Origin of the sequence: Neobacillus sp. SAB-20_R2A, from assembly GCF_049568635.1 — a bacterium.
In the GTDB taxonomy this organism is placed as follows: Bacteria; Bacillota; Bacilli; order Bacillales; family Cytobacillaceae; genus Neobacillus; species Neobacillus citreus.
The window spans coordinates 4485955-4510924 of sequence record NZ_CP145895.1 but is presented as its reverse complement, the minus strand read 5'-3'; the positions used below and the strand labels follow the sequence as shown (position 1 = coordinate 4510924).

Genomic DNA, 24970 nt, shown 5'->3' with positions numbered 1-24970 from the left:
GTGTGTAAAGAGAGGTGAATTTTTAGATGGAAAGAAAAGACCCAAAAGATACCCGAGTTGTTGTTGGGATGTCCGGAGGTGTTGATTCATCTGTTGCGGCACTGTTGTTAAAACAGCAGGGTTACGATGTGATCGGCATTTTTATGAAAAACTGGGATGACACCGACGAAAACGGTGTTTGTACAGCAACGGAGGATTATAATGATGTGATTCGTGTCTGCAACCAAATTGGCATCCCTTATTATGCGGTTAATTTTGAAAAGCAATATTGGGACAAGGTATTCACCTATTTCCTTGCTGAATATCGGGCCGGCCGGACACCAAATCCAGATGTCATGTGCAATAAGGAAATTAAGTTTAAAGCCTTTTTGGAGCATGCGATGAATTTAGGTGCCGACTATCTCGCGACAGGTCACTATGCCCGCGTTGAATATCGCGACGGTGAATATAAAATGCTGCGAGGCCTTGATGAAAATAAGGATCAAACCTATTTCCTAAATCAATTGTCGCAAGAGCAAATCAGCAAAGTCATGTTCCCAATCGGAAATCTTGAAAAAGCGAAGGTGCGGGAAATTGCGAAGGAAGCGGGTCTTGCTACGGCGGCGAAAAAGGACTCGACCGGAATTTGTTTTATCGGAGAACGGAATTTTAAGGAGTTTTTAGGTCAATACCTGCCTGCTCAGCCCGGCAACATGGAAACGTTTGACGGCGAAGTTAAAGGCAAACATGAAGGCCTGATGTATCATACCATTGGTCAGCGTCATGGGCTCGGCATTGGTGGATCGGGTGAACCTTGGTTTGCCATTGGTAAGGACTTAAAACGAAATGTTTTATATGTTGGCCAAGGTTTCCATAATGAAAAGCTTTATTCCGATTCGATTATTGCGACGGATGTTAGCTGGGTTTCTGACCGAGAAAAGCCTGTGGAATTTAGTTGTACTGCGAAATTCCGTTACCGTCAGGAAGACCACAAGGTTAAAGTTCGTCTATTAGATGGTGGTAAGGTTGAAGTTATTTTTGCAGAACCGATTCGTGCTGTCACACCTGGACAAGCCGCTGTTTTTTATGACGGTGACGAGTGTCTTGGCGGTGGAACGATTGATGAAGTTTATAAAAATGGTGAACGTTTGACATATGTTGGCTAAGTTTAAGGACCCTGATTCCGGTTTTGGAGTCGGGGTTTTTTGGTGCAGGAAAATAGGTTTGGCGGATTTCTGCTGGACTTCGGCGGATAATCTAACAGGGGTGGCGGATAACCGGCTATTTTTGGCGGATAATCTCTTCAAATTGGCGGATACCTTGCCAAATTGGGCGGATATCTCAAATCACCTGCCTGCCCCCTTTTACAACCTCAACTTTTAATCAAAATATGGTATACTTCCATGTAGAACGGAGTTGAAAAACATGGACAAAAACCAATTAGGTGTTCAATATATGCAAGAAGGCAACTGGGAAATGGCTGTGAAGGTTTTCAATGAGGCTATCCAGGAAAATCCGGCTGACCCAGTCGGCTATATTAATTTTGGCAACGTCCTCAGCGTTGTCGGTGAGGCTGAAAAAGCGCTAAAATTTTTCCAAAAGGCGATTGAACTTGACGAAAATGCAGGTGCAGCCTATTACAGCGCAGGTAATCTATATTTCAGCAATGATCGTTTCCAAGAAGCCCAGAACATGTTTGAAACGGCGATGAGAAAAGGACTGGAAACTAGCGACAACTACTTTATGCTGGGGCTTTCATTAGTCAATCTTGATCAGAGCAAATTTGCCTTGCCCTACTTCCAAAGAAGTGTCGAATTGAATGAAAATGATGCCGAGGCACACTTCCAATACGGATTATGCCTGGCAAACCTGGAACTGATTAGCGAAGCAATCAGCCAATTTAAGAAATGCGTTGAACTCGATCCAAACCATTCAGATGCATACTATAACCTGGGCGTTTCCTACGCATTCCAAGAGCAAGGCCAGCAAGCGCTGGAGATGTTCGACAAAGCGTTAGAAATCCAGCCGGACCATTTATTGGCCGGAAATGCGAAAAAAATATTAGAAATGAATCAGTAATCCATTAATTTTTCACGAGGAAGGAGGGAGCAGATATGGTGAAAAAGCAGGAATCGCTTGATTTGTTCAGTGAGCAGGGGAAATTTATTAAAGGCCGTCCGATAGTGACCATCTTTCACAATGAGCAAAACCTTTATACCGTGATTCGAATCCGGGTAGATGAGACCAATCATCAGTATGATGACAAAGAAGCCGTCGTTACTGGCTATTTTCCTAGAGTACATGAGCAGGAAACATATATTTTTTACGGGGAATTTAAAGAGCATCCACGCTTTGGTACACAATTTCATGTCAACCATTTTCGCAAGGATATGCCCCAATCGAAGCAAGGGGTTATTGCTTACTTATCCGGCGAAATGTTCAAAGGAATCGGTAAAAAAACGGCGGAAAATATCGTCGAAACCCTGGGTGAGGATGCGATTTCGAAAATTCTCAATCAGCCTTCCCTCCTTGATACCGTACCAAAGCTCCCTCCGGATAAAGCAAAGCAGCTTTATGACACGTTAATGGAGCATCAAGGCCTCGAGCAGGTGATGGTCGCGTTAAACCAGTATGGTTTCGGCCCGCAGCTGTCGATGCGGATTTATCAAACTTATAAAGAAAATACACTCGAGATTATTCAAAAAAACCCCTATCAGCTGGTTGAGGATGTCGAGGGAATTGGTTTTGGCCGGGCTGATGAGCTAGGTTACCAGCTTGGCATATCAGGCAGCCATCCTGACCGAATTAAGGCAGGCTGCCTCTATACATTAGAAAATGAATGTATGCAGACAGGGCATGTCTACATGCAAGCCGAAGCACTGCTTGAACAGGTAAAAGCTCTTCTAGAAGAGAACCAGCGTGACGTCATTGATTTTCTGGCTATCTCAAACGAAATTATCGGGCTTGAAAAGGAAGGTAAAATTATTGGCGAAGAGAAACGAGTTTACCTGCCTTCCTTATACTTTGCGGAAAAAGGACTCGTTACCAGCATTAAACGAATCCTGCAGCAAAAAGAGTATCAGGATCAATTCCCGGAATCGGAATTTTTGCTGGCATTAGGTGATTTGGAAGAACGGCTTGGGGTCCAGTATGCGCCAACGCAAAGGGAAGCCATCCAAACAGCGTTAATGTCACCGATGCTGATCTTAACAGGGGGTCCCGGAACAGGGAAAACGACCGTGATCAAGGGGATTGTCGAGCTTTATGGAGAGCTCCACGGCTGCTCCTTGGAAATAAAGGATTATCAAAAAAAGGACGAACCATTTCCGTTTCTGCTCGCGGCACCTACCGGGAGAGCAGCGAAACGGATGAGTGAATCGACTGGATTGCCTGCTGTCACCATACACCGTCTGCTCGGCTTTAACGGGACGGAAGGCTTTGATCGTGATGACGGGAGCCCGCTTGAAGGGAAAATTCTCATTGTTGATGAAACCTCGATGCTCGATATTTGGCTCGCGAATCAACTCTTCAAAGCGTTGCCGGAAAACATTCAAGTCATCATGGTTGGTGACGAAGACCAGCTGCCGTCTGTCGGCCCTGGTCAGGTTTTAAAGGATTTACTAAGATCGGAGCGAATCCCGACAGTACGGTTAACGGATATCTACCGCCAGGCGGAAGGCTCCTCTATTATTGAACTGGCGCATGAAATCAAAAAGGGACATTTGCCGGCTGACATAACCCAAAAACAAGCCGATCGTTCCTTTATCAGATGTACTACCGCACAAATTGCAGAAGTAATCGAAAAGGTCGCATTAAATGCTAAAAATAAGGGTTATACGGCAAAGGATATTCAGGTCCTAGCCCCAATGTACCGGGGTCCAGCCGGGATTGACCGATTAAATTTGCTCCTGCAGGAAATCTTTAACCCAAACCCGGATGGCAAAAGAAAAGAAATCCAATTTGGCGATGTTAAGTACCGGATTGGCGACAAAGTTCTTCAGCTAGTCAACCAGCCTGAGAATAATGTGTTTAATGGCGATATAGGGGAAATCATCTCCATCATCTATGCAAAGGAAAATACTGAAAAACAGGATATGATTTATATTTCCTTTGAAGGCAATGAAGTGGAGTATACAAAGCAGGATTTGACGCAAATCACCCATGCTTATTGCTGCTCGGTCCATAAATCACAGGGAAGTGAATTTCCGATTGTCATTCTTCCTGTAACTAGAAGTTATTACAGAATGCTGCAAAGGAATTTAATTTATACGGCGATAACAAGAAGTAAACAATCCTTGATATTATGCGGAGAGGTCGATGCACTGCAAATGGGGGTTGCGCGGGCGGATGAAATGTCAAGACTGACCACACTTTGTGAAAAACTTCAGGAAACCATTGCCATTGCCGATAAAACAGCCGAGCCTCAAAAGGACCAAGAACAGAGTAAATTGTCTCTTGAGGAAGAATTAATGACCGTCAATCCGATGATTGGGATGGAAAATATAACGCCATATGATTTCATGGAGAAAACTGGAAGCTAAATGAAAAAGGACCCCGGAGGATGGGTCTTTTTTTATTCATTTACTTGATAGTTCCTGTATTTTTCGAGACACAAGCGGGTAAAAATTATTGATGGCGTCGGTAGTCGAGTTACCCCCGAAAAAACCTGTTCCCGGGCAGGTTTTTACATTGTATTCCGGACCTCTGTCTAGAACTCGCTCACCCGTTTTTACATTCCACCAATGATGATAGGTAATGCTGTCAATGGAGGGGGTCAGTCCGAATCTTAAGGAAAGTGCAGCCGTGATGTAAACAATCGTTTCTTTTTGCTCAGCTGTCATTACATCATGGCCGATATCGAAGTTACCGACATTTTCAATCATGATTCCGGTTGTGTTAGCGATCGGGCCAATCGAGCCTTCCGGAGCAATGTCAAACGGCCTGGACACTGCAACCTTTCCATCGGGAAACGTTGTTAAGTTTTGCGCGATATTCTTCCAGCCTCTTTGCTTAACATGGAAATTTTCCATGCTCTCGAGCATTTTAAAATGATTATTCCCATAAAACTGCTTGTAGGACGGAAGCCAGGTATGATGCTGCTGGATGGTGTTTATATTTCTGGTAAATTTATTTTGAAATAACCAATCCTTAAATTCCTCTCTGGTCATCAAAATATATTGTCCATGTGTAGCCGCCCCAAGCGCACGGGAAGGGAAAATAGTAATCATCATGACAAAAATGAAACTAAAAAAGATTAGATTTTTTTTCATTGTTTCGACCTCTGCTTAACCTCTTTTCTACATTGTTTGTTAAACAACCTTTCTTATTCCAAACAGCTCTTTTTGGAAAACGTTTCACCTTATGAATTGATGAAAGATAACGGAAACTAAGATTGTTCGAAGGAGGTGGGATACTCTTTGCGAACATTTTCCTTATTGAAGGGGCAGCCGGTTTTTGAAACGAAAAGAGGAACGAAAATCGGCGAGGTTTGCGATCTTTGCATTTCAAAAAATGGAACCGTCAAAGGCCTATTGATTAAAAAAGGCGTTTTCTTCAAACAATCCTGTTTCTTGGACATTCAGAAGGTTTCTTCCTTTGGCTGGGATGGGGTCATGATTGAGGATGCTGGCAGCTTAGAAAAGCTGAAAGAAACTCCTGAGTTTACATTGAACCATCAGCATTCACTTGAAGGGATGATGATGCTTTCCAATAGCGGTCAGTCGCTCGGATTGTTAAAAGATGTATACTTTCAGGAAGAAGTGGGAACAATCGTAGGGTACGAAATCACGGATGGCTTCTTTTCAGATATCACTGATGGGAAACAGGTAATTCAGTCCGAGAAACCCTTAACGGTTGGAAAAGATGCCATTATCGTTGACGTTAATCAAACGTGAGGTGTCTTTTCCATGCTTAAGTGTCCCAATTGTGCGAGCAAGGATATCGGAAAAATCGGTATCAATCAATACTATTGCTGGAACTGTTTTATTGAATTATCTGTTGCCAAAGGAATTATCAATACCCATCAAGTCGAGGAAGACGGAACCCTAAGTTCATTAGACGATTTGTTCGAAGAAGAATTACGTCGTTACACACTCTAAATCCAAATAAGAGGTGAAACGTATGAACAAAATGATGACGACCATGGTTGCTTTTGGTGCCGGGATGGCTGCTTATAATTTGGCGCAAAGAAATAATTTGATGTCAGGCCGGCAAATGAAAAGAATGCAGAGAAAAGTAAAACGAGCGATATTTTAAATGGTTAGGTCCCCCTCACATGCAGAGGGGGATTTTTAATGAATATTTATTTACCGAGTCTCCAAAAATAACCACTAAAGGAGGGCACGGGCGTTGGATATTCGTATGAAATGGTATTACCGAATCGGTTTTTCTCTCCTTTTATTAATTGTCATTTACGTATTTCTTAAAATACGTTTTGTCTGGTTGCCGGTTGTAAAAGTGGCCATCATTATTGCGCTTCCGTTTGTCATTTCAGGATTTATCACCTATTTGCTGCATCCGATCGTTGAAAAACTGCATGAAAAAGGACTTCATCGTGGCATTGCCATTCTGCTCATTTATGTCATATTTTTTGGTGGACTTGGGTTTACCCTTTATAAGGGGATTCCAGCAGTCATAGATCAAATAAAAGACCTTTCGGAAAGTGCACCTGTTTTGGCTGAGCAGTATCGAGATTGGATTCGTACTCTCCAATCCCATACAAGAGAATGGCCAGACGGACTGCAAACGAGAATCAATGACGGCATTGATGCCTTTGAGAAAAGACTTGATTCTCTTTTATCTATTATTGTTGGCTATTTAGGTCAATTGTTAAATTCAGCAGCACTTTTGCTGATTATCCCTTTTATCACCTTCTATATGCTGAAGGATTTTGCCCTAATTAAACGAAGTGTTTGGTATATGACACCTAAAAAATGGCGGAAAAGAGGAACCCTGTTTCTAAAGGATGTTGATGATTCACTTGGCAGATACATTAGGGGCCAGCTGCTTGTTTGTGTCATTATCGGAACAGTCTCGTCTCTTCTTTTCTGGGTGTTTGATTTAAAGTATCCCTTATTGTTAGGAATGATTGTAGGAGCGACAAATGTCATCCCCTATTTTGGCCCCATCATCGGTGCTGTTCCAGCGGTAATTGTGGCAGCAACGATCTCAGTGAAATTGGTTATTATCACGCTGATTATTGTATTTGGATTGCAGTTTCTCGAAGGTAATATCCTATCGCCCTATATTGTGGGTAAAAGCCTTCATATGCATCCCTTAGTCATCATGGCGGCACTGACAGCAGGCGGTGAGATTGGCGGGATCTTAGGGTTGATTTTAGCGGTTCCGGTGGTAGCGATTCTGAAGGTTGGCATCATTCATGCAAAGAATCACTTTATCGCTGCCCGAAGTAATGAAACATCTCCATAGGTATTTGACAAACTAAGTCAGTACTAGCTATAATTCGTCATAGATAATATTGGTTAAAATGAAGAAGGAACAAGTATGTTATAGACCATCTGTAACGCATTATGCGCTGAAGAGAGGGGCCCCCTTGGCTGAAAGGGGTTCTGGATGAAGGATAACAGAACGCTAATCCGGAGTGCAGCTAACCACTGCCGTAAGACCTGCGTTAAAGGCTTTTGAGAGATGGGTGCAGTTTTTGTATCCATAATCAGGGTGGTACCGCGAGATATGCTCTCGTCCCTGTTTTGGGATGAGGGCTTTTTTGTGTGCTTTTTTAAAATAAAGGAGGTATAAAATATGAAAAATTTAACTGGATCGCAAATTCGCTCGATGTTTTTACAATTTTTTAATGAGGAAAAAGGTCACCATGTTGAGCCAAGCGCATCTCTAGTTCCCCATGATGACCCGTCATTGTTGTGGATTAACAGCGGTGTCGCAACCTTAAAAAAGTATTTTGATGGCCGTGTCGTGCCTGAAAATCCAAGAATCACAAATGCTCAAAAATCGATTCGGACTAATGATATTGAAAACGTCGGCAAAACCGCCCGCCACCATACTTTCTTTGAAATGCTTGGGAACTTCTCTATCGGTGAGTATTTCAAGAAGGAAGCCATTGAGTGGGCTTGGGAGTTTTTAACGGACGAAAAATGGATTGGTTTTGAAAAAGAACTTCTTTCTGTGACGATTCATCCTGAAGATCATGAAGCCTATGAAATTTGGCATAACACAATCGGCATTCCGGAGGAGCGGATTATCCGTCTTGAAGGGAACTTCTGGGATATCGGCGAAGGCCCAAGTGGTCCAAATACGGAAATTTTCTATGACCGCGGACCTGAGTATGGCAATGACATTAACGATCCAGAATTGTATCCTGGCGGGGAAAACGAACGCTACTTAGAGGTTTGGAACCTTGTGTTCTCTCAATTTAACCATAATCCTGACGGTACATATACACCGCTGCCAAAGAAAAACATTGATACCGGTATGGGACTAGAGCGGATGGCATCAGTCGTGCAAAATGTTCCGACCAACTTTGACACAGACCTGTTTATGCCGATTATTCGGGCGACTGAAGAAATCTCCGGCGTAAAATATGGTGTCGAGAAGGGGCAGGATGAAGCTTTCAAAGTGATTGCTGACCATATCCGAACCGTAGCCTTTGCGATTGGTGACGGAGCGCTGCCATCAAATGAAGGCCGCGGCTATGTGCTAAGACGCTTGCTCCGCCGTGCTGTCCGGTACGCTAAGCAAATTAACATCAATCGTCCATTTATGTATGAGCTTGTTTCGGTTGTAGGTGAAATCATGCATGATTTCTATCCGGAAGTAAAGGATAAGGCTGAATTCATTCAGAAAGTCATCAAAACGGAAGAAGAACGCTTCCATGAAACCCTTCATGAAGGCTTAGCGATTTTAGCAAGTGTTATTAAGAAAGAAAAGGAAAAAGGCAGCGACATCATCTCTGGTGAAGATGTTTTCCGTCTTTATGATACGTATGGTTTCCCTGTTGAATTGACTGAAGAATATGCCGAAGAAGAAGGCATGAAGGTTGACCACGATGGCTTTGAGGCAGAAATGGAAGTCCAGCGGGAACGTGCCCGTGCGGCCCGTCACGATGAAAATTCGATGCAGGTTCAAGGCGGCGTATTAAGGGATATTACTGTGGCAAGTAAGTTTGTTGGGTATAATGAACTGACCACAAACTCCACAGTTTTAGCGATTATTAAAAATGGCGAACTGGTGGATGAGGCTTCAAGCGGTGAAGAAGTTCAGCTTATTCTTGATGTTACTCCGTTCTATGCGGAAAGCGGTGGACAGATTGCTGACCGCGGTGTCATTCAAGGCGATGGGACAATGGTTTCAGTTAAAGACGTTCAAAAAGCGCCGAACGGCCAGAACCTTCATAAAGTTACAGTGCAAAGCGGAACAATAAAGACAAACCAGCAGGTAACTGCCCAGGTGGATCCGGAAAACCGTGTGAAAATCATTAAGAACCATACAGCTACCCACTTATTGCATCGTGCGTTAAAGGATGTATTAGGGGAGCATGTGAATCAGGCAGGGTCGCTTGTCGAACCGGACCGTCTACGCTTTGACTTCTCGCATTTTGGTCAAATTAAACCAGAAGAACTGGAGCAAATCGAAAAGATTGTCAACGAAAAAATCTGGAGCAGCATCGAAGTGGATATTAGCCAGAAGCCAATTGCTGAAGCAAAAGCAATGGGAGCAATGGCCTTGTTCGGTGAAAAATACGGCGACATCGTTCGCGTCGTCAAGGTTGGCGACTACAGTCTGGAGCTGTGCGGTGGCTGCCACGTTCCAAACACCTCTGTTATCGGCGTGTTTAAAATCGTCTCTGAGGGTGGTATTGGTGCCGGCACAAGGCGCATTGAGGCTGTTACCGGCGAATCAGCATACAAAGCTTTAAATGAGCAGGTTGGCATGTTAAAGGATGCTGCGGAGAAATTGAAGGTTATTCCAAAAGAAGTGGGGCATCGAATTGATGGTTTACTGGCTGAAATCAAACACCTTCAAAGAGAAAATGAATCGCTCTCTGCCAAGCTTGGCAATATTGAGGCAGGAAATCTGGTCAACAAAGCAAAAGAAATCAATGGAGTTACTGTCTTAGCCGCAAAAGTTCAAGCGCAGGATATGAACAACTTGCGAAACATGGCTGACGATCTGAAACAAAAGCTCGGCTCTGCAGTGATTGTATTGGGAAGCGCCCAAGATGGCAAGGTGAATTTAATTGCAGCCGTTACAAAGGATTTAATTGAACAAGGTTACCATGCCGGCAAGTTAATTAAAGAAGTGTCTGCCAAGTGCGGCGGCGGCGGCGGCGGCCGTCCGGATATGGCTCAGGCAGGCGGCAAGGACCCTGAAAAACTGGATTCAGCGCTAGCCTTTGTCGAAGAATGGGTAAAATCTGTTTTGTAATAAGGACAAAGTAGTGTAAAATGTAGGTAACAATTCCAATACGAGGTGCACGTTCATGAGCTCATTTGATAAAACAATGAGATTTAATTTTCCTGAAGAGCCTTTTGAACATGATGTCAATGATGTTCTTTTTCAAGTGTATGAGGCATTAAAGGAAAAAGGGTATAACCCTATTAATCAAATTGTCGGTTACCTATTATCTGGAGACCCAGCCTACATTCCGCGTCATCGCGATGCCCGCAATATCATCCGTAAGCTGGAACGGGATGAAATCATTGAAGAACTGGTAAAATCGTATTTAAAACAGCAGCGAGAGGGTTAATCAATGCGTTTAATGGGTTTAGATGTAGGTTCAAAGACAGTTGGAATCGCCTTAAGTGATGAACTTGGGTGGACAGCGCAAGGCCTGAAAACACTCAAAATTGATGAAGAAAAAAAACAGTTCGGTTTTGAGGAAATTGGCCAATTAATCAACGAAAATCAAATTAATACTGTAGTAGTTGGCTTTCCAAAGAATATGAACGGTACAATCGGACCGCGCGGAGAGGCAAGTCAGTATTATGCGGAAGAACTGGAACGCCGGTTTGCCGTTCAAACCGTTTTATGGGACGAGCGGCTGACCACTATGGCAGCGGAACGAATCCTGCTTGAAGCAGATGTCAGCAGGAAAAAGCGGAAGAAAGTCATAGATAAAATGGCGGCCGCCATGATTCTTCAAGGCTATTTGGATAGTAAAAAATAATGAGGTGAAAAAATGGCGCACGAACACCATTATGATGATGAACAATATATTACCCTGATCAATGAAAACGGTGACGAGGAGTTATTTGAAATTCTGTTTACCTTTGAATCTGATGAATTCGAAAAGTCATACGTTTTATGTTATCCGGTTGGTGAGGCAGAGGATGATGAGGAAGTCGTTGTCCACGCCTATTCCTACATCCCTACTGAAGAAGGCGAAATTGGAGAATTATCACCTGTCACAACCGATGAAGAATGGGACATCATCGAAGAAGTATACAATACCTTCATCCAAGATGAAGAAGAAGAGGAATAACACTCAGGAGGAATCAGCTGACAAAGCTGGTTCCTTTATTTTTTTATCGTCAAATTTCCGTCGACAAAATAAATGTAAAATTGACATTTTTCCTACCTTATGCTGAAATTATTACGACATGGTTCAAGTTTATTAAAGAATAAATAAAGCAGCCGAGCTACCAGGGAGGGGGAAATTAGATGACAGAAGACAAGAAACATGTAATTCGGCAAAAAATGCTCGAACATCAGAGTGAAGCACGAATCGTCAGAAGAATTGTGTTAATTATTACGATTATATTGGCGGTCACCATCGTCCTCATTGGCGGCGGGGGATACCTCTATATACAATCAGCGCTTAAACCCGTAGATTCTAGCAGCAAAGTGCAGAAAAATGTGGAAATTCCGATTGGCTCCTCAGTAACTGGGATAGGTGAAAGGCTTGAGCAAAACGGGATCATTAAGGATGCCAAGGTATTCAAATATTATGTAAAGCTCAAAAATGAAGGCGGCTTTATGGCGGGGGACTATCAATTAAGTCCTTCCATGGATGTTCCTGAAATTGTCAGCCGCTTGAAAACAGGCAAGGTCCTTGCCAAGGCATCGTTTAAAATTGCAATACCTGAAGGAAAACAGCTGAAGGAAATTGCCGCCATTATGGCGAAGGCAACAAATCAGGATGAAGCACAGGTACTCGCCAAATTGAATGATAAAGAATTTATAAAAACATTAATGGCAAAATACCCTGATATTCTAACGAATGAAATCTTGAACCCTTCAATCATGTACCCGCTAGAGGGGTATTTATATCCAGCCACCTATCCATTCTTTAAACCGAATCCATCTGTTGAGGAAATGGTTACAGCCATGCTTGATAAAACGAGAGAAGTTCTAGCTGACTACACAGATGAGGCGAAAGATAAAAAGCTGTCCGTTCATCAGCTCCTTACAATGGCATCCTTGGTTGAGGAAGAGGCGACGGAGAAAGCTGACCGAAAAAAGATTTCCAGCGTCTTTTATAATCGGATGGAAAAGGGGATGCCGCTGCAGACGGATCCAACCGTTCTATATGCCCAAGGTAAGCATAAGGAAAGAGTGGTCTATAAGGATTTGGAAGTGAATTCTCCTTACAATACGTATAAAAACCCCGGACTTCCACCAGGCCCGATTGCTAATGCAGGAAAATCATCCATCGAAGCTGCGTTAGAACCGGAACAAACGGATTATTATTACTTCCTGGCAACCGCGGACGGCACGGTTATTTTCACTAAAACGCTAGAAGAACACAATCAGGAAAAAGCCAAGCATATTTCCAGTAAAAAATAGTACGTCACCCGAGGGAATTATTCGCATTCCCTCTTTTTTTATGGTAGAATACTAAAGTGTTTCATAAGGTATCTATAGCGTCACTCACAGGTTATTTTGGCGGTTTACTGCCAGTGTCAATGGTCCGAATGAATATCACTCGGTTCGTTGTTTTTCTGTGAACGCTATTTTTTATGTCTAAAGAGCTATATTTTGGCAACAATGCAGTTTAAAAGGATTGAGGTGAAGCAGCTTGTTAAATGAAAAGCTGCATTCTTATATAGAAGGTCTAATTCCGGAGCGTCATTCTTTGTTAATGGAAATGGAGGGTTATGCCAACGAGCATCATGTTCCAATCATGGAGCTGGCCGGAATGGAAGCGATGCTTCAAATGCTAAGAATCCATGGTGCCAAAAATATCCTTGAAGTGGGCACCGCCATTGGCTACTCTGCATTGAGAATGGCTTTTGCACTTCCGGATTCGAATATTATCACGATTGAGCGGGATGAAGAACGCATTCAATTAGCATTAGAATTTATTGCTAGGTCCGATTACCATGAAAATATTTTTCTCATCGAAGGAGATGCGCTGGATGTAGAAGAGCGTGTAAGAGGCCATGCTCCCTACGATGCTATTTTTATTGATGCGGCTAAGGGGCAATATCAAAAATTCTTTGAAATTTACTCAAAATATTTAAAAGCAGACGGTTTGATTATTACGGATAATGTCTTGTTTAAAGGACTTGTTGCAGAATCGGATATAGAATCTAAAAGGACGCGGAACCTTGTCAAAAAAATAGACGAATTTAACCGCTGGTTAATGAATCATAAGGATTTTGATACGGTTATTCTCCCAGTCGGTGATGGGGTCGCAATCAGTAAACGAAGAGGTGAATGAAAATGAAAAAGACAGAACTATTGGTAACTCCCATTTCTGTTGATGACATTTTGCCATTGGCAGAGGCAGGGGCTGATGCCTTTGTTGTTGGGGAGCAGCGGTACGGCTTGAGACTTGCAGGGGAATTTACTCGAAGTAACGTACAAAAAGCTATTGAACTGGCTCACTCAAAAGGAAAAAAAGTATATGTGGCTATGAATGCCATTTTTCATAATGATAAACTTCCAGAGCTGAACGATTATATTCGCTTTGTATCTGATGCAAAGGCTGATGCTATTATATTTGGCGATCCGGCTGTATTAATGGCTGCGAAAGAAACAGCTCCGGAAATGAAGCTGCATTGGAGCACCGAGACAACTGGTACCAACTGGTATACCTGTAACTATTGGGGCAGAAAAGGAGCGAAAAGAGCTGTCCTTGCCCGCGAAATTAACATGGATTCAATCGTGGAAATAAAGGAACAAGCAGAGGTTGAAATTGAAGTTCTCGTTCATGGAATGAGCTGCATGTTTCAATCGAAGCGTTCGCTCTTAGGCAACTATTTTGAGTACCAAGGCAAAGTTATGGAAATCGAAAACCGTAAACAGCAAAAGAATATGTTCCTCCACGATATTGAACGCGAGAACAAATACCCGATTTTTGAAGATGAAAATGGAACTCATATTATGAGCCCAAATGATATCTGCATTATCGATGAGCTGCAGGATATGCTTGAGGCCGGAGTTGATTCGTTTAAAATTGATGGAATCTTAAAGAGTCCGGAATATATTTTAACTGTTACAAAATTATACCGCGAAGCCATTGACCTTTATTTTGAAGACTCGGACAATTATGAGGACAAAAAGGATGAGCTGTTAGAGGCGATTGAACAAATCCAGCCGGCTAACCGCCCATTAGATACAGGATTCTATTTTAAAGAGACAGTTTACTAATTAAGAAAGGGAGGAGTTCAAATCATGAGTACTGTAAAAGATAAGATTTCAGAGATTATTGATGGAAAACGCGTCATTGTCAAAAAGCCGGAACTCCTAGCTCCTGCAGGCAATCTTGAAAAATTAAAAATCGCTGTTCATTATGGTGCTGATGCCGTATTTATCGGCGGACAGGAATACGGACTGCGCTCCAATGCCGACAATTTCTCTCAAGAAGAAATCAAAGAAGGCGTAGAGTTTGCGAAAAAGTACGGGGCTAAAATTTATGTAACCACTAATATTTATGCTCATAATGAAAATATTCCCGGTCTGAAAGAATATATTCTAGGACTAAAAGACGCTGGAATTGCGGGAATTATCGTGGCAGACCCGCTGATTATTGAAACCTGCCGCAGGCTTGCACCTGAAATTGAAGTTCATTTAAGCACACAGCAATCTCTTTCTAACTGGAAAGCTATTCAATTCTGGCAGGAAGAGGGGCTTGAGCGTGTCGTATTGGCCCGGGAAACAAGTGCGGAAGAAATCCGTGAAATGAAGGAGAAGGTGGATATTGAAATTGAGACCTTCATCCATGGAGCGATGTGTATCGCTTATTCCGGCCGTTGTACTCTCTCTAATCACATGACAGCCCGCGATTCTAACCGCGGCGGCTGCTGTCAATCATGCCGCTGGGATTATGACTTGTATCAGTTAGAGGGCATGGATGAAAATGCCTTATTTGCTGAGGGTGATTCTCCGTTCGCGATGAGTCCGAAGGATTTAAACCTTATTCAGTCCATTCCGAAAATGATTGAGCTGGGCATCGACAGCTTGAAAATTGAAGGACGGATGAAGTCCATTCACTATATTGCCACTGTCGTAAGTGTCTACCGAAAAGTGATTGATGCGTACTGTGCGGATCCTGATAATTTTGTGATTAAGAAGGAATGGCTTGAAGAGCTTGATAAATGTGCCAACCGTGAAACGGCTACGGCCTTTTTCGAGGGTGTTCCCGGGTATAAAGAGCAAATGTTTGGTAATCATAGCAAAAAGACTAGTTTTGAATTTGTTGGTCTTGTCTTGGATTATGACAATGAAACGCAAATGGTTACCCTGCAGCAGCGTAATCACTTCAAACCTGGTGATGAAGTTGAATTCTTTGGACCGGAAATTGAGAACTTTACCCATGTAATCGATAAGGTTTGGGATGAAAAAGGAAATGAATTGGATGCGGCAAGACATCCGCTTCAAATTGTACGATTTAAAATGGACAAACCGGTTTATCCTAACAACATGATGCGAAAGGAGAACTAGCATGATGCATAGGCCGGTTGTGATCGGTGTTGCCGGAGGGTCAGGCTCCGGTAAAACGAGTGTGTCAAAAGCGATATATGAAAGCTTTAAGGGTCACTCGATTTTAATGCTTGAACAGGATTATTATTATAAAGACCAAAGCCATCTGCCGTTTGAGGAGCGGTTAAAAACGAATTATGATCATCCGCTTGCCTTTGATACGGATTTACTTATCGAGCATATCGAACAGCTCTTGAGGTATGAGCCGATTGAAAAGCCGGTATATGATTATTCCATTCATACACGCTCTGACCAGGTGATTGATGTAGAGCCGAAGGATGTTATCATCTTAGAGGGAATTTTGGTTCTTGAGGACGAGCGGCTCCGTGATTTAATGGATATTAAATTATTCGTCGATACCGATGCGGATATTCGTATTATCCGCCGCCTTCAGCGAGATATTCAGGAACGCGGGCGTACACTTGATTCGGTTATAGACCAATATGTCAATGTTGTCCGCCCGATGCATAACCAATTTATTGAGCCGACCAAGCGCTATGCAGATATCATTATTCCTGAAGGCGGGCATAATCATGTGGCGATTGATTTAATGGTCACAAAAATTCAAACAATTCTTGAACAAAAGTCATTTTTATGAAACAATAGCAAGTGATAATCCTAAAAATGTCCACAAAATGGATGAATATTAGCTGCGCGCCCTTAATAGGACGCGCTGCTATCAATTTTTTGCCAATTGGCATAATGCTTACATATCATACATACACAATCTATGGGGGTTGTGAGACCAGAAGGAGTGAGGGTTTTGGCTGCAGAAAAAGTTTTTCCAATGACTCAGGCAGGAAAAGAAAAATTAGAACAGGAACTTGAATATTTAAAAACGGTTAAGCGTAAAGAGGTAGTAGAAAGAATTAAAATCGCCAGAAGTTTTGGGGATTTATCTGAAAACTCCGAGTACGATTCTGCTAAAGAAGAGCAAGCTTTTGTTGAAGGCAGAATCACTACGTTAGAAAATATGATCCGCAATGCCAAGATTATCAGTGAAGGTGAATTGGCAGGGGATACTGTGTCTCTAGGCAGCTCAGTAACATTTGTTGAGCTTCCGGACGGCGATGAAGAAACTTATACGATTGTCGGTAGTGCAGAGGCAGATCCGTTCGAAGGAAAAATTTCCAACGACTCTCCAATTGCCAAGAGCTTAATGGGCAAAAAGGTAGGGGACCAAGTATCTGTCCAAACCCCTGGCGGCGAGATGAGTGTCCGCATTGTTAGTATAAAATAAGGAAAAATCAGCCTGAATAGTTTGAAAACGCTAAACCTCGTCAAAACTTTTGACGAGGTGTTTTTTATGTGGAGAAGAAGAGCAAAAGGCTGGCTTATAATTTGTATCGTTTGCTTTATGCTTTTAATGGGGCGTCTTATGCAAATTCAATTGTTTGAGACGGAAACCTTTTCCAAGCATAATGTGAATTTGCTTGAAGACAGCGTCCAGCAAAGGACACAGGAACTGGTGATTGATAATGGAAGGGGGAACTTTCTGGACCGAAACGGCACCATGCTGACACATAAAAAAGTCAGTGTACTTGTCTTATTCCCATTCCTAAAAAAGTTGGACTGGGATATTAAAAAGGTGTCCGACATCTCAGGCATATCGGAAATTGCTCTGAAAAATGCGGTGGACTCAGCGAAAAAGCCATTTGCCTATGGTGACCCGGCCCCAATTGAATTGACACCTTCACAGATGGAAAGAATCAATGCGTTAAACATACCTGGCGTATTTGCGATAGAGAAGAAATTTGAACGGGCCAATGTGCCGGCAGAACAATTGCTTGGACTGACAGGAGAAAATGCAGCCGAATTGCAAAAGCGCTATCCTAATAAAGAGCTGTCCGAGAAAACCTTAATAGGTGTTTCTGGGCTTGAGGAAAGCTTTGATGAATTCCTGCTTCCTGAAGGGAAATCGAAGCTTGTCTACCACGTAGACGGGGGAGGGGCGCCTTTATTTGGCATAAACGTAAAATATGTTGACCCGGCTAATCCATTTTATCCTGTCAATGTTCGGACAACCATTGATAAAACCATTCAGCAAAAAGCCGAGGAGCTGGTTGATAAGTATCAAATTAAAAAAGGTGGACTGGTTCTGCTGAACATCGAGGATAACAGTGTACTGGCTATGGTTTCAAGGCCTGACGTCAATAAGAAGGATCCTTACAGCGGGACAGGCATTACTAATAGAATGCTGAAGCAGCAAATCATGGGTTCTGTTTTTAAAACAGTTGTTGCGGCGGCCGCAATTGACCATAATCTTGATGATCCAAACAGACTGTTTGACTGCAGTAAAAAAATCAATGGCAAACCGGAATTAAAATATGATTACGGCATGTTAAATTTTACGGATAGTTTTGCCAGAAGCTGTAATCGCACCTTTGGTGAACTGGCGAAGGAGCTGCAAAAGATCGACCCAAATCTTTTGGAAGAGTATGCAGAGAAATTGTCTTTAACGGGTTCTGTCGGTTGGCAGGGAGACGTTTATCACACAAGTGATTTCAAACAGTTTGATAATGAAGACAAGGGCAGGGTCTTTCTGTCCGATGAGGCTAGAAAGGATCCGAACTTTGCCGCAATGTCCGGAATTGGCCAGAATGAGGTCAGGGCAACTCCACTGGCGGTTGCCAATATGATGGCGAGCATCGCTAGGGGCGGCAAGAAAGAATCGGTCCGCGCCGTTTCAAAAATTGAGTATAAAAACGGAACTACGATGGTTAATTTCCCTGAACAGCCGCTTAAAGGAGATTCCATTTCCCCATATACGGCGATGAAACTACAAAAATTACTGAGAGAGGTCGTATTGAACCCAAATGGGACGGGTCGCTGGTTTAAGGAACTCCCATATGAGGTGGCCGGAAAATCCGGTACAGCTGAAACTGGGAAATATGAGGATGGCAAGCAGCTGCATAATAAGTGGTTTGCGGGCTATTTTCCCTATCAGAATCCAAAATATGCACTAGTAACCGTTAATTTGGATGTGACAGAAAATGAAGGAGGGGTAAATTTATTATTTGCTGATATGGTGAAAATGCTGTCCGAGCAGGAGTGATGGCTTAATTCAATGTTAAATCGAGGAAATTCCTTCAAGTTGTTTTGAAATCATGTTAAAATATTCACAGCCTAGCTTTTTAGGAGGGATTATTTTTGAATAATGATTTCAAGCAAAATTCACGGTCTACTTATCGTGCCAAAAGAAAAAAAACGAATATTGTCTTAAATAGTTTAATTATCATTGTCTTGGCCTTAATTATTTTGGTAGCTTATAATATTTTTGCATCCGGAAGTGACGAGAAAGCTGTGACTAAACAGGAAACGCCGAAACAAGAACAAAAACAGGCGGCACCTAAAGAGAAAAAAGCTGAAGAGACCAAGAAAAAGGAAAAGCCTTCAGAAGATAAAGCAGTCAAAGAGGAAGATGTAAAACAAAGCGAGGAAGCCACAGCAGCACCAGAAAAAGCTGATGATTCACAGGCTGTTGTTACTGATGGAGGGACTTCGCCTAATGTGGTAAAAACCATTGAAAATCCAGCTTGGAAGCCAGTAGGTACAACGCAAACAGGAGAACATACAGCTGTCTACGATCAATCTTCAGTTGATTGGCAGGAAATGCTGAAGGCCGTCTCCTATGCAACTGGGCTGGATTCTGGCAATATGACTGTTTACTGGCTCGGCCGGGATAAAACCACTGCTAATGCATCCTTTGCTACAGTTGCATCCAAGGATAAACAGCAGAAATATAATGTATATATCAAGTGGGTTGATGGCGAAGGCTGGATGCCGACAAGGGTTGAAGAATTAGCGGAAATCCAGCAATAGTGAGCAGGATGGGCCTTAACCGGTTCCATCCTATTTCTTTTTAAAATGGACCACTGCCGAAAAGTAGGTTTGTCCTTTTTCATTCACATGGACTTGGTGGGAAACGGAGTGGACCCCCAGCAGGATTCCTTTGTTGACCTCGATTTGGTTCGCGATTTTCTTTTCCAGCGTTTTTAAATCTCCGGCTTCAAAAAACTCCACTTTATCTTCAATAAAATCAAGTTGAAAATTCATCTATACAACCTCCTTCCATGCATAATTCTAATGAAATATTTATTCTAAATCAATGATTTGATAGAAAGCTGTCAGCAAAAAAGGTACAATGATGTTTGCGGATACGATGTATCAATTTGAAGAAAAATAATAAAACAATCGTTTAAGCGAAAAATAAAGCAAAAGCTTTTAGGAGAGAGGTTTATACATATGAAAATTGCTATCATTGGTGCAATGGAAGAGGAAGTAACCTTACTAAGAGACCATATTGAAGGACAAACAAAAGAAGAAGTAGCTGGCTGTGAATTTACCTTTGGGAAAATGCACGGCAAGGATGTCATCCTGTTACGTTCAGGCATTGGTAAGGTAAATGCTGCCATGTCTACAACCATTCTATTGGATAAATATAAGCCAGATTGCATCATCAACACTGGTTCTGCTGGCGGTTTAAATCCAGACCTTAATGTGGGAGATGCAGTCATTTCAACAGAAGTGCGCCACCACGACGTTGATGTAACGGCTTTTGATTATGAATATGGCCAGGTACCCCAGCTGCCGGCAGCTTTCTTGGCTGATGAAAAGTTAATGTCGATTGCCGAAGCAGCAGCAGAGGAGTTGGAAAATTTCCAGATTGTCAGAGGTTTAATTGCAACAGGCGATTCCTTTATGGAGGACCCTAAAAAAGTGGAATTTATCCGCGGGAAATTTAAAAATCTACAGGCAGTGGAAATGGAAGCAGCGGCGATTGCGCAGGTCGCCTTTCGGTTTGGTGTTCCATTTGTAATTATTCGTTCCCTTTCTGATATTGCCGGAAAAGAGTCAGAAATTTCCTTTGATCAGTTTATCGATAAAGCAGCCACAAATTCAGCAACCTTAGTTATGAAGATGGTTAAGGCTCTATAGCCTTTTAAGAAAAAGCTCCTCACAGGATCGAAAGGATCCGCACTTATCGGTTGGGGATCAGGTTAAGCACCCGAACTGAAAAATAGACGGAAAAATTTCGCTTATTTAGTGATTGTTATTAAAAAAGGCTTAAATAGACGGAAAATTTTCGGTTATTGACTCGATAAATTAAAAAATGGGGGATTTTTCTTTGCATAACCGGAAATTCTTCCCTTATTTACCCCAAAACGAGCTCATTTCTGTATTTAACCGGAAAACCTTCGCTTATTTTACTTTTGCTGATTACTCGATTAAGGACAAGGCATCATATTTAATAAGGAGTGAGTTTTTCCATGAGAACGGTGAAGTAAGTGAGGTTTTATATAAATAAGGTTTTGGTTTTACTAATAATAAAACTCGCCAATTCCTATGGCGAGTTTTACTTTTTTAAATACCAATAACGATGCCAATACCACTGTCATTTCGGCCCTTATTTTTAGAAAAGCACCTCAAAAAAGGAACCCTTTAATTCACAGCAGAGGCGCTTATTTTTTCGAGGAATAGTCCTTTCCATCCTCCAATTCTCGCAGCTTCATTTCGCATTGCTTTGAGAAAGTAAAGAAAAGTATCGATGCAGCCAAGAAAGACATTGAGGAAAGGATTAATATATTTAAATCCATCTCCGTTTTTGTATCGGAGGGAATAATGACACCAATAAAGAAAAAGATTCCCACAGCCAATAAAACAGTTCCGAACCGCTTAAAATCAACCATCTTATCAAAAAGACCTTGCGTGTGCTGCTTCACAGCTGCTTCACTCCTTCTTCTAAAAATCTACTAAACCACTTTACCATACAAAAGACCGATAAACATTAAGTAAATTCTTGAAAAGATGCCTAACACTTAATATCATGGGGCTTTTAACCATTTTAAAAAAAGTTTCTAAAAAATGGTTTACAAAATACCTGTGTGTGGATATAATTACCGTAGCAAGTAAAAAATTCCAAAAAGGAGGTCGAAGGTAATGTTATTAGCGATTAATTTAACGAGTTGTGTCCCAAATGCAATGGCTGAAACTGAATATTTGAATATCATGCATTCGACCAGATTGGAATGGATTGCTTAGTGTGTTAATTTGCATCTACATATCCATGCCGCAGGGAGAATGACGCCTTGCGGTATTTTTGTGCCCATTTTTCGGGGAAAGGCCGCAAGGAACTATCTTCTTGCGGCCTTTTTGTGCCCTTTTCACTAGCACTTTGGATATGTTCTGCATAATCTGAAAATGTTGTTGGACTAACAGAAATAACTTTATAAGGAGGTGATCAACATGACACTGAATATTTTATTCTTCACCATCACAATTCGAAAAAGAAAAGTAACATTGCAGGAAGCCGCTCAGCAGGAAATGGTTGAAAAGCTTTACGAACAAAATAGGGATCGCCAGATTTCTATGCATCATTTCATGTAATCAAGAATTTGGCTGCAGAAAGGAAGGTGAATGAGAATGACTTTAAATCTATTCTTTGTAACTGTTACATTCAAAAAAAGAGAAATTAGTCTAGAAGAGGCTGTCCAGCAGGAGATGGTTGAACGGTTATATGAGCAGAACAAGGACCGTCAGATTTCTATGCACCAGCTAATTTAAGGGAAATTTAAAGGGTTTAAACTAAAGGAAGTGATAATCATGACCCTGAATATATTGTTTTTAACGATTACGATTTCAAAAAGAAAAGAAAGCCTTGATGAAGCTCTTAATCAAGAAAGGATTAACAAGCTTTACGAAGAAAACAAAGACCGGCAAATATCAATGTACCGTGTTATGTAAGTGGAACAAAATTTAAATAATGAAAGGTGGTTTTTATAATGATTTATTTAATGCAGGGAAGAGGAGCTTATTTCTGGGTTTTGAAAGATACCACTTAGCCAAGGGAATTTCGGATAGGGAGGTAGTCGGTATGCCGCTGCATATTTTGCTTTTGTCGCTTATTTTTAAGTCTAATAAAAAGGAATCATAATTTCATTTTGAGGATTGAAGTTTGTTAACATAATGTTCACATTTCCCAAAGTTAGATACTGTGAAAATATGATAAATTGAAGGTAAGAAAGCAGTATCCATTAAGGGGTGGGGAAGATGTTCATGGTGGCAATAGCCTTCGTTATTACGGGCGCAATTGGCTGTGTAATCTCTGCTGAGATCAGTGTTGTTGAATAACAAAGAAGCATCGGCCACTTGGCCGATGCTTTTATAATTTCTAATTATTTTCCTTCAGTCAGCTCTAAGAATTCATCGATGTCATCCAAACAGATACCTACAGCTTTTTCCCAGAAATCCTTTTCTGTCAGGTTTACCTGAAGATGTTTCGCTGCAAGGTCTTCAACTGTCATGGATGCTGTATCACGCAGCAAGGAAATGTATTTTTCTTCGTAGCCTTTCCCTTCCGCTAGTGCCTGTGCGTAGATCCCCAATGAGAAAAGATACCCAAATGTATAAGGGAAGTTATAGAACGGAACACCTGTAATAAAGAAATGCAGCTTTGATGCCCAGAATAATGGATGATACTCCTCAAGGGCGTCACAGTACGCTTCCCTTTGTGCTTCTAACATTACCTCATTTAACCGTTCAACAGAAATAGGTCCCTGCTTTCTTTCTTCGTAGAAACGGGTTTCAAACAGGAAGCGGGCATGGATATTCATCAACAGGGCAATGGTTCTTTGAATCTTATCATCAAGTAGAACCAGCTTTTCATCCTCATTTTTCGCACTCTTAACAGAAGCGTCGGCCACAATCATCTCAGCAAACGTGGAGGCAGTTTCGGCCACGTTCATCGCATATAAGCGGTTGATATGCGGGACGCCTCTCATTGCGTACGTATGGAAGCCGTGTCCTAGCTCATGGGCTAGTGTGGAGACATTTGACGGCGTGCCTGAGTATGTCATGAAAATGCGGGATTGTTCGCTCTCTGGCAGATAGGTACAGAATCCGCCCGGTGCTTTGCCTGGCCTGTCTGCTGCTTCAATCCACTGCTCCTCAAACGCCATTTTGGCAAATGCTGAAAGCTTTTCGCCGAATTTTGCAAAGTTTTCTTCAATAAATTGGGCGCCTTCCTGATACGAAAGTTTGGATTCTGTTGTGCCGTATGGGGCATCAAGGTCAAACCAGCTTAACTTTTCAAGGCCAAGGAGCTGTGCCTTCCGCTCTAAATATTTCACGAGTTTTTCCTTGTTTTCTGTGATGACCGCCCACATGGTGGCAAGCGTCTCTTTTTTCATTCGGTTGATGCTAAGGGGTTCTTTTAACACCTCATCCCAGCCCCGTTTTTTGTATACATTTAAACGGAACCCGGAGAGATGATTTAAGGTTTTTGCCAAGAAGTCTGCCTGATCGCCCCATGCCTTCTCCCAGTTTTCAAAAACAGCTTGTCGGATTTCTCTGTCTGGGTTGGAAAATTTATTGAAAGCCTGACCGACAGATAGCTGTTTTTCCTCACCATTTTCGTCGGTATATTGAACTTTGATTTTGCTGACGATTAAGTCATATAATTGCCCCCAGCTGTGATAGCCGTCGACACCAAGAGCGTTAATGAGTGCTTCCTCTTCTTTTGTAAGCTTCTCTTTAGCCCGATCACGCCATTCCGATAAAATAAAACCAAGTTCCTTTAAAGAAGCTATAGATATAATGTTATCCCATACTTTATCGTCTATTGATGTCAGCAGATTGTGAAAAGCTCCAAGCGCTGTTTGGAAGGCTGCACTTAATCCGGTAACCTGTGCATCAAGTGCGTACGCCTTTTTATCCTCGGTATTTTGTGCCAGCAGGCATCCGATAAATGCACCTGCCTGACGGAGCTTTTTTCCAGTTTTCTCAAAATCATGAAGCACCTCTTGCAGGAATGCACTGTCCTGGGCAGAGTTGCTTGGTGTCCAGTTATTTATTTTTGTATGGAAAAGGTTAATCAATTCTTCGGTTTGCTTTAGGTGATTCTGCAATTCCGGGGAATCGCTTCCTCCTTTAAAAAACACATCAAGATTCCAAATATCTGAATATGTAACCGCTGCCATAATGGGACCTCCTTTTTTATATGTACGTTCTTAATTATATTGTTATTTTTCAAAAAATTCCATCAAAATGGCAAGACGGTAATAGAAAAAGCTTATGCCAAAACGCATAA

General features: G+C 42.0%; 27 protein-coding genes. 23 read left to right on the top strand and 4 right to left on the bottom strand.

Going from position 1 to position 24970, the window contains the following annotated elements; all coding sequences use genetic code 11:
* Positions 1 to 26: 26 nt before the first annotated feature.
* From mnmA to V5M37_RS22165, 3 genes are all read left to right on the top strand, one after another.
* Positions 27 to 1145: a tRNA 2-thiouridine(34) synthase MnmA gene (gene mnmA, locus V5M37_RS22175; RefSeq protein ID WP_423799168.1), complete on the top strand. Its 1119-nt coding sequence runs from the start codon at positions 27 to 29 to the stop codon at positions 1143 to 1145.
* Between the two features lie 259 nt (positions 1146 to 1404).
* On the top strand, positions 1405 to 2058 hold the full coding sequence (locus tag V5M37_RS22170) for a tetratricopeptide repeat protein (RefSeq protein ID WP_423799167.1): 654 nt from the start codon (positions 1405 to 1407) through the stop codon (positions 2056 to 2058).
* Between the two features lie 35 nt (positions 2059 to 2093).
* On the top strand, positions 2094 to 4520 hold the full coding sequence (locus V5M37_RS22165) for an SF1B family DNA helicase RecD2 (RefSeq protein WP_423799166.1): 2427 nt from the start codon (positions 2094 to 2096) through the stop codon (positions 4518 to 4520).
* 36 nt (positions 4521 to 4556) lie between these two features.
* Here the strand turns inward: V5M37_RS22165 and V5M37_RS22160 are convergent, their stop codons facing one another.
* Complete coding sequence (locus V5M37_RS22160) at positions 4557 to 5249, bottom strand: N-acetylmuramoyl-L-alanine amidase (protein WP_423799165.1); 693 nt, start codon at positions 5247 to 5249, stop codon at positions 4557 to 4559.
* A 147-nt stretch (positions 5250 to 5396) separates the two neighbouring features.
* Here V5M37_RS22160 and V5M37_RS22155 point away from each other — a divergent pair, with 147 nt between their 5' ends.
* From V5M37_RS22155 to V5M37_RS22080, 16 genes are all read left to right on the top strand, one after another.
* The gene (locus V5M37_RS22155; protein WP_213144763.1) at positions 5397 to 5873 is read left to right on the top strand and encodes a PRC-barrel domain-containing protein; all 477 of its coding nucleotides are present in this window, start codon (positions 5397 to 5399) and stop codon (positions 5871 to 5873) included.
* A gap of 12 nt (positions 5874 to 5885) precedes the next feature.
* On the top strand, positions 5886 to 6077 hold the full coding sequence (locus V5M37_RS22150; RefSeq protein WP_213144764.1) for a hypothetical protein: 192 nt from the start codon (positions 5886 to 5888) through the stop codon (positions 6075 to 6077).
* A 22-nt stretch (positions 6078 to 6099) separates the two neighbouring features.
* Positions 6100 to 6234, top strand: a complete 135-nt coding sequence (locus tag V5M37_RS22145) for a YrzQ family protein (RefSeq protein ID WP_213144765.1) — start codon at positions 6100 to 6102, stop codon at positions 6232 to 6234.
* 93 nt (positions 6235 to 6327) lie between these two features.
* Positions 6328 to 7407, top strand: a complete 1080-nt coding sequence (locus V5M37_RS22140; protein ID WP_423799164.1) for an AI-2E family transporter — start codon at positions 6328 to 6330, stop codon at positions 7405 to 7407.
* A gap of 333 nt (positions 7408 to 7740) precedes the next feature.
* Positions 7741 to 10380 carry an alanine--tRNA ligase gene (alaS, locus tag V5M37_RS22135; RefSeq protein WP_423799163.1) on the top strand — a complete coding sequence of 880 codons (2640 nt, stop codon included), beginning with the start codon at positions 7741 to 7743 and terminating at the stop codon, positions 10378 to 10380.
* Between the two features lie 55 nt (positions 10381 to 10435).
* Positions 10436 to 10702 carry an IreB family regulatory phosphoprotein gene (locus V5M37_RS22130; protein ID WP_066311816.1) on the top strand — a complete coding sequence of 89 codons (267 nt, stop codon included), beginning with the start codon at positions 10436 to 10438 and terminating at the stop codon, positions 10700 to 10702.
* Between the two features lie 3 nt (positions 10703 to 10705).
* Complete coding sequence (gene ruvX / locus V5M37_RS22125; protein WP_423799162.1) at positions 10706 to 11122, top strand: Holliday junction resolvase RuvX; 417 nt, start codon at positions 10706 to 10708, stop codon at positions 11120 to 11122.
* Between the two features lie 12 nt (positions 11123 to 11134).
* A complete protein-coding gene (locus V5M37_RS22120) occupies positions 11135 to 11437 on the top strand; it encodes a DUF1292 domain-containing protein (protein ID WP_213120080.1) in 303 nt (100 codons plus the stop codon).
* Between the two features lie 179 nt (positions 11438 to 11616).
* Complete coding sequence (mltG, locus tag V5M37_RS22115; RefSeq protein WP_423799161.1) at positions 11617 to 12741, top strand: endolytic transglycosylase MltG; 1125 nt, start codon at positions 11617 to 11619, stop codon at positions 12739 to 12741.
* A 232-nt stretch (positions 12742 to 12973) separates the two neighbouring features.
* Complete coding sequence (locus V5M37_RS22110) at positions 12974 to 13618, top strand: O-methyltransferase (RefSeq protein WP_423799160.1); 645 nt, start codon at positions 12974 to 12976, stop codon at positions 13616 to 13618.
* 2 nt (positions 13619 to 13620) lie between these two features.
* Entirely contained in the window at positions 13621 to 14550 is a 930-nt protein-coding gene (locus V5M37_RS22105; protein WP_423799159.1) for a peptidase U32 family protein, read from the top strand.
* Positions 14551 to 14574: 24 nt separating this feature from the next.
* Entirely contained in the window at positions 14575 to 15843 is a 1269-nt protein-coding gene (locus V5M37_RS22100; protein WP_423799158.1) for a peptidase U32 family protein, read from the top strand.
* Position 15844: 1 nt separating this feature from the next.
* Entirely contained in the window at positions 15845 to 16480 is a 636-nt protein-coding gene (gene udk / locus V5M37_RS22095; protein ID WP_213144773.1) for a uridine kinase, read from the top strand.
* 165 nt (positions 16481 to 16645) lie between these two features.
* A complete protein-coding gene (gene greA / locus V5M37_RS22090) occupies positions 16646 to 17122 on the top strand; it encodes a transcription elongation factor GreA (RefSeq protein WP_423799157.1) in 477 nt (158 codons plus the stop codon).
* Positions 17123 to 17188: 66 nt separating this feature from the next.
* Positions 17189 to 18937, top strand: coding sequence for a peptidoglycan D,D-transpeptidase FtsI family protein (locus tag V5M37_RS22085; RefSeq protein WP_423799156.1), 1749 nt, complete (start codon positions 17189 to 17191; stop codon positions 18935 to 18937).
* A 95-nt stretch (positions 18938 to 19032) separates the two neighbouring features.
* On the top strand, positions 19033 to 19704 hold the full coding sequence (locus tag V5M37_RS22080; RefSeq protein WP_423799155.1) for a YrrS family protein: 672 nt from the start codon (positions 19033 to 19035) through the stop codon (positions 19702 to 19704).
* 30 nt (positions 19705 to 19734) lie between these two features.
* Here the strand turns inward: V5M37_RS22080 and V5M37_RS22075 are convergent, their stop codons facing one another.
* Complete coding sequence (locus V5M37_RS22075) at positions 19735 to 19938, bottom strand: YrzA family protein (protein WP_213120089.1); 204 nt, start codon at positions 19936 to 19938, stop codon at positions 19735 to 19737.
* Positions 19939 to 20127: 189 nt separating this feature from the next.
* Here V5M37_RS22075 and mtnN point away from each other — a divergent pair, with 189 nt between their 5' ends.
* Positions 20128 to 20820: a 5'-methylthioadenosine/S-adenosylhomocysteine nucleosidase gene (gene mtnN, locus V5M37_RS22070; RefSeq protein ID WP_423799154.1), complete on the top strand. Its 693-nt coding sequence runs from the start codon at positions 20128 to 20130 to the stop codon at positions 20818 to 20820.
* Positions 20821 to 21344: 524 nt separating this feature from the next.
* Here mtnN and V5M37_RS22065 read toward each other — a convergent pair.
* A complete protein-coding gene (locus V5M37_RS22065; RefSeq protein WP_423799153.1) occupies positions 21345 to 21605 on the bottom strand; it encodes a YrhC family protein in 261 nt (86 codons plus the stop codon).
* Positions 21606 to 22128: 523 nt separating this feature from the next.
* Between V5M37_RS22065 and V5M37_RS22060 the strand changes: the two genes are divergently transcribed.
* The 3 genes from V5M37_RS22060 to V5M37_RS22050 are packed head-to-tail and all read left to right on the top strand — an operon-like array spanning position 22129 to position 22626.
* Positions 22129 to 22269, top strand: coding sequence for a YrzI family small protein (locus tag V5M37_RS22060; RefSeq protein ID WP_213120092.1), 141 nt, complete (start codon positions 22129 to 22131; stop codon positions 22267 to 22269).
* Between the two features lie 36 nt (positions 22270 to 22305).
* Positions 22306 to 22446, top strand: a complete 141-nt coding sequence (locus V5M37_RS22055; RefSeq protein ID WP_423799152.1) for a YrzI family small protein — start codon at positions 22306 to 22308, stop codon at positions 22444 to 22446.
* A gap of 39 nt (positions 22447 to 22485) precedes the next feature.
* A complete protein-coding gene (locus V5M37_RS22050) occupies positions 22486 to 22626 on the top strand; it encodes a YrzI family small protein (protein ID WP_213144781.1) in 141 nt (46 codons plus the stop codon).
* Positions 22627 to 23057: 431 nt separating this feature from the next.
* On the opposite strand, the gene V5M37_RS22045 is transcribed toward V5M37_RS22050, so the two are convergent.
* Entirely contained in the window at positions 23058 to 24860 is a 1803-nt protein-coding gene (locus V5M37_RS22045; RefSeq protein WP_423799151.1) for a M3 family oligoendopeptidase, read from the bottom strand.
* Positions 24861 to 24970: the final 110 nt, after the last annotated feature.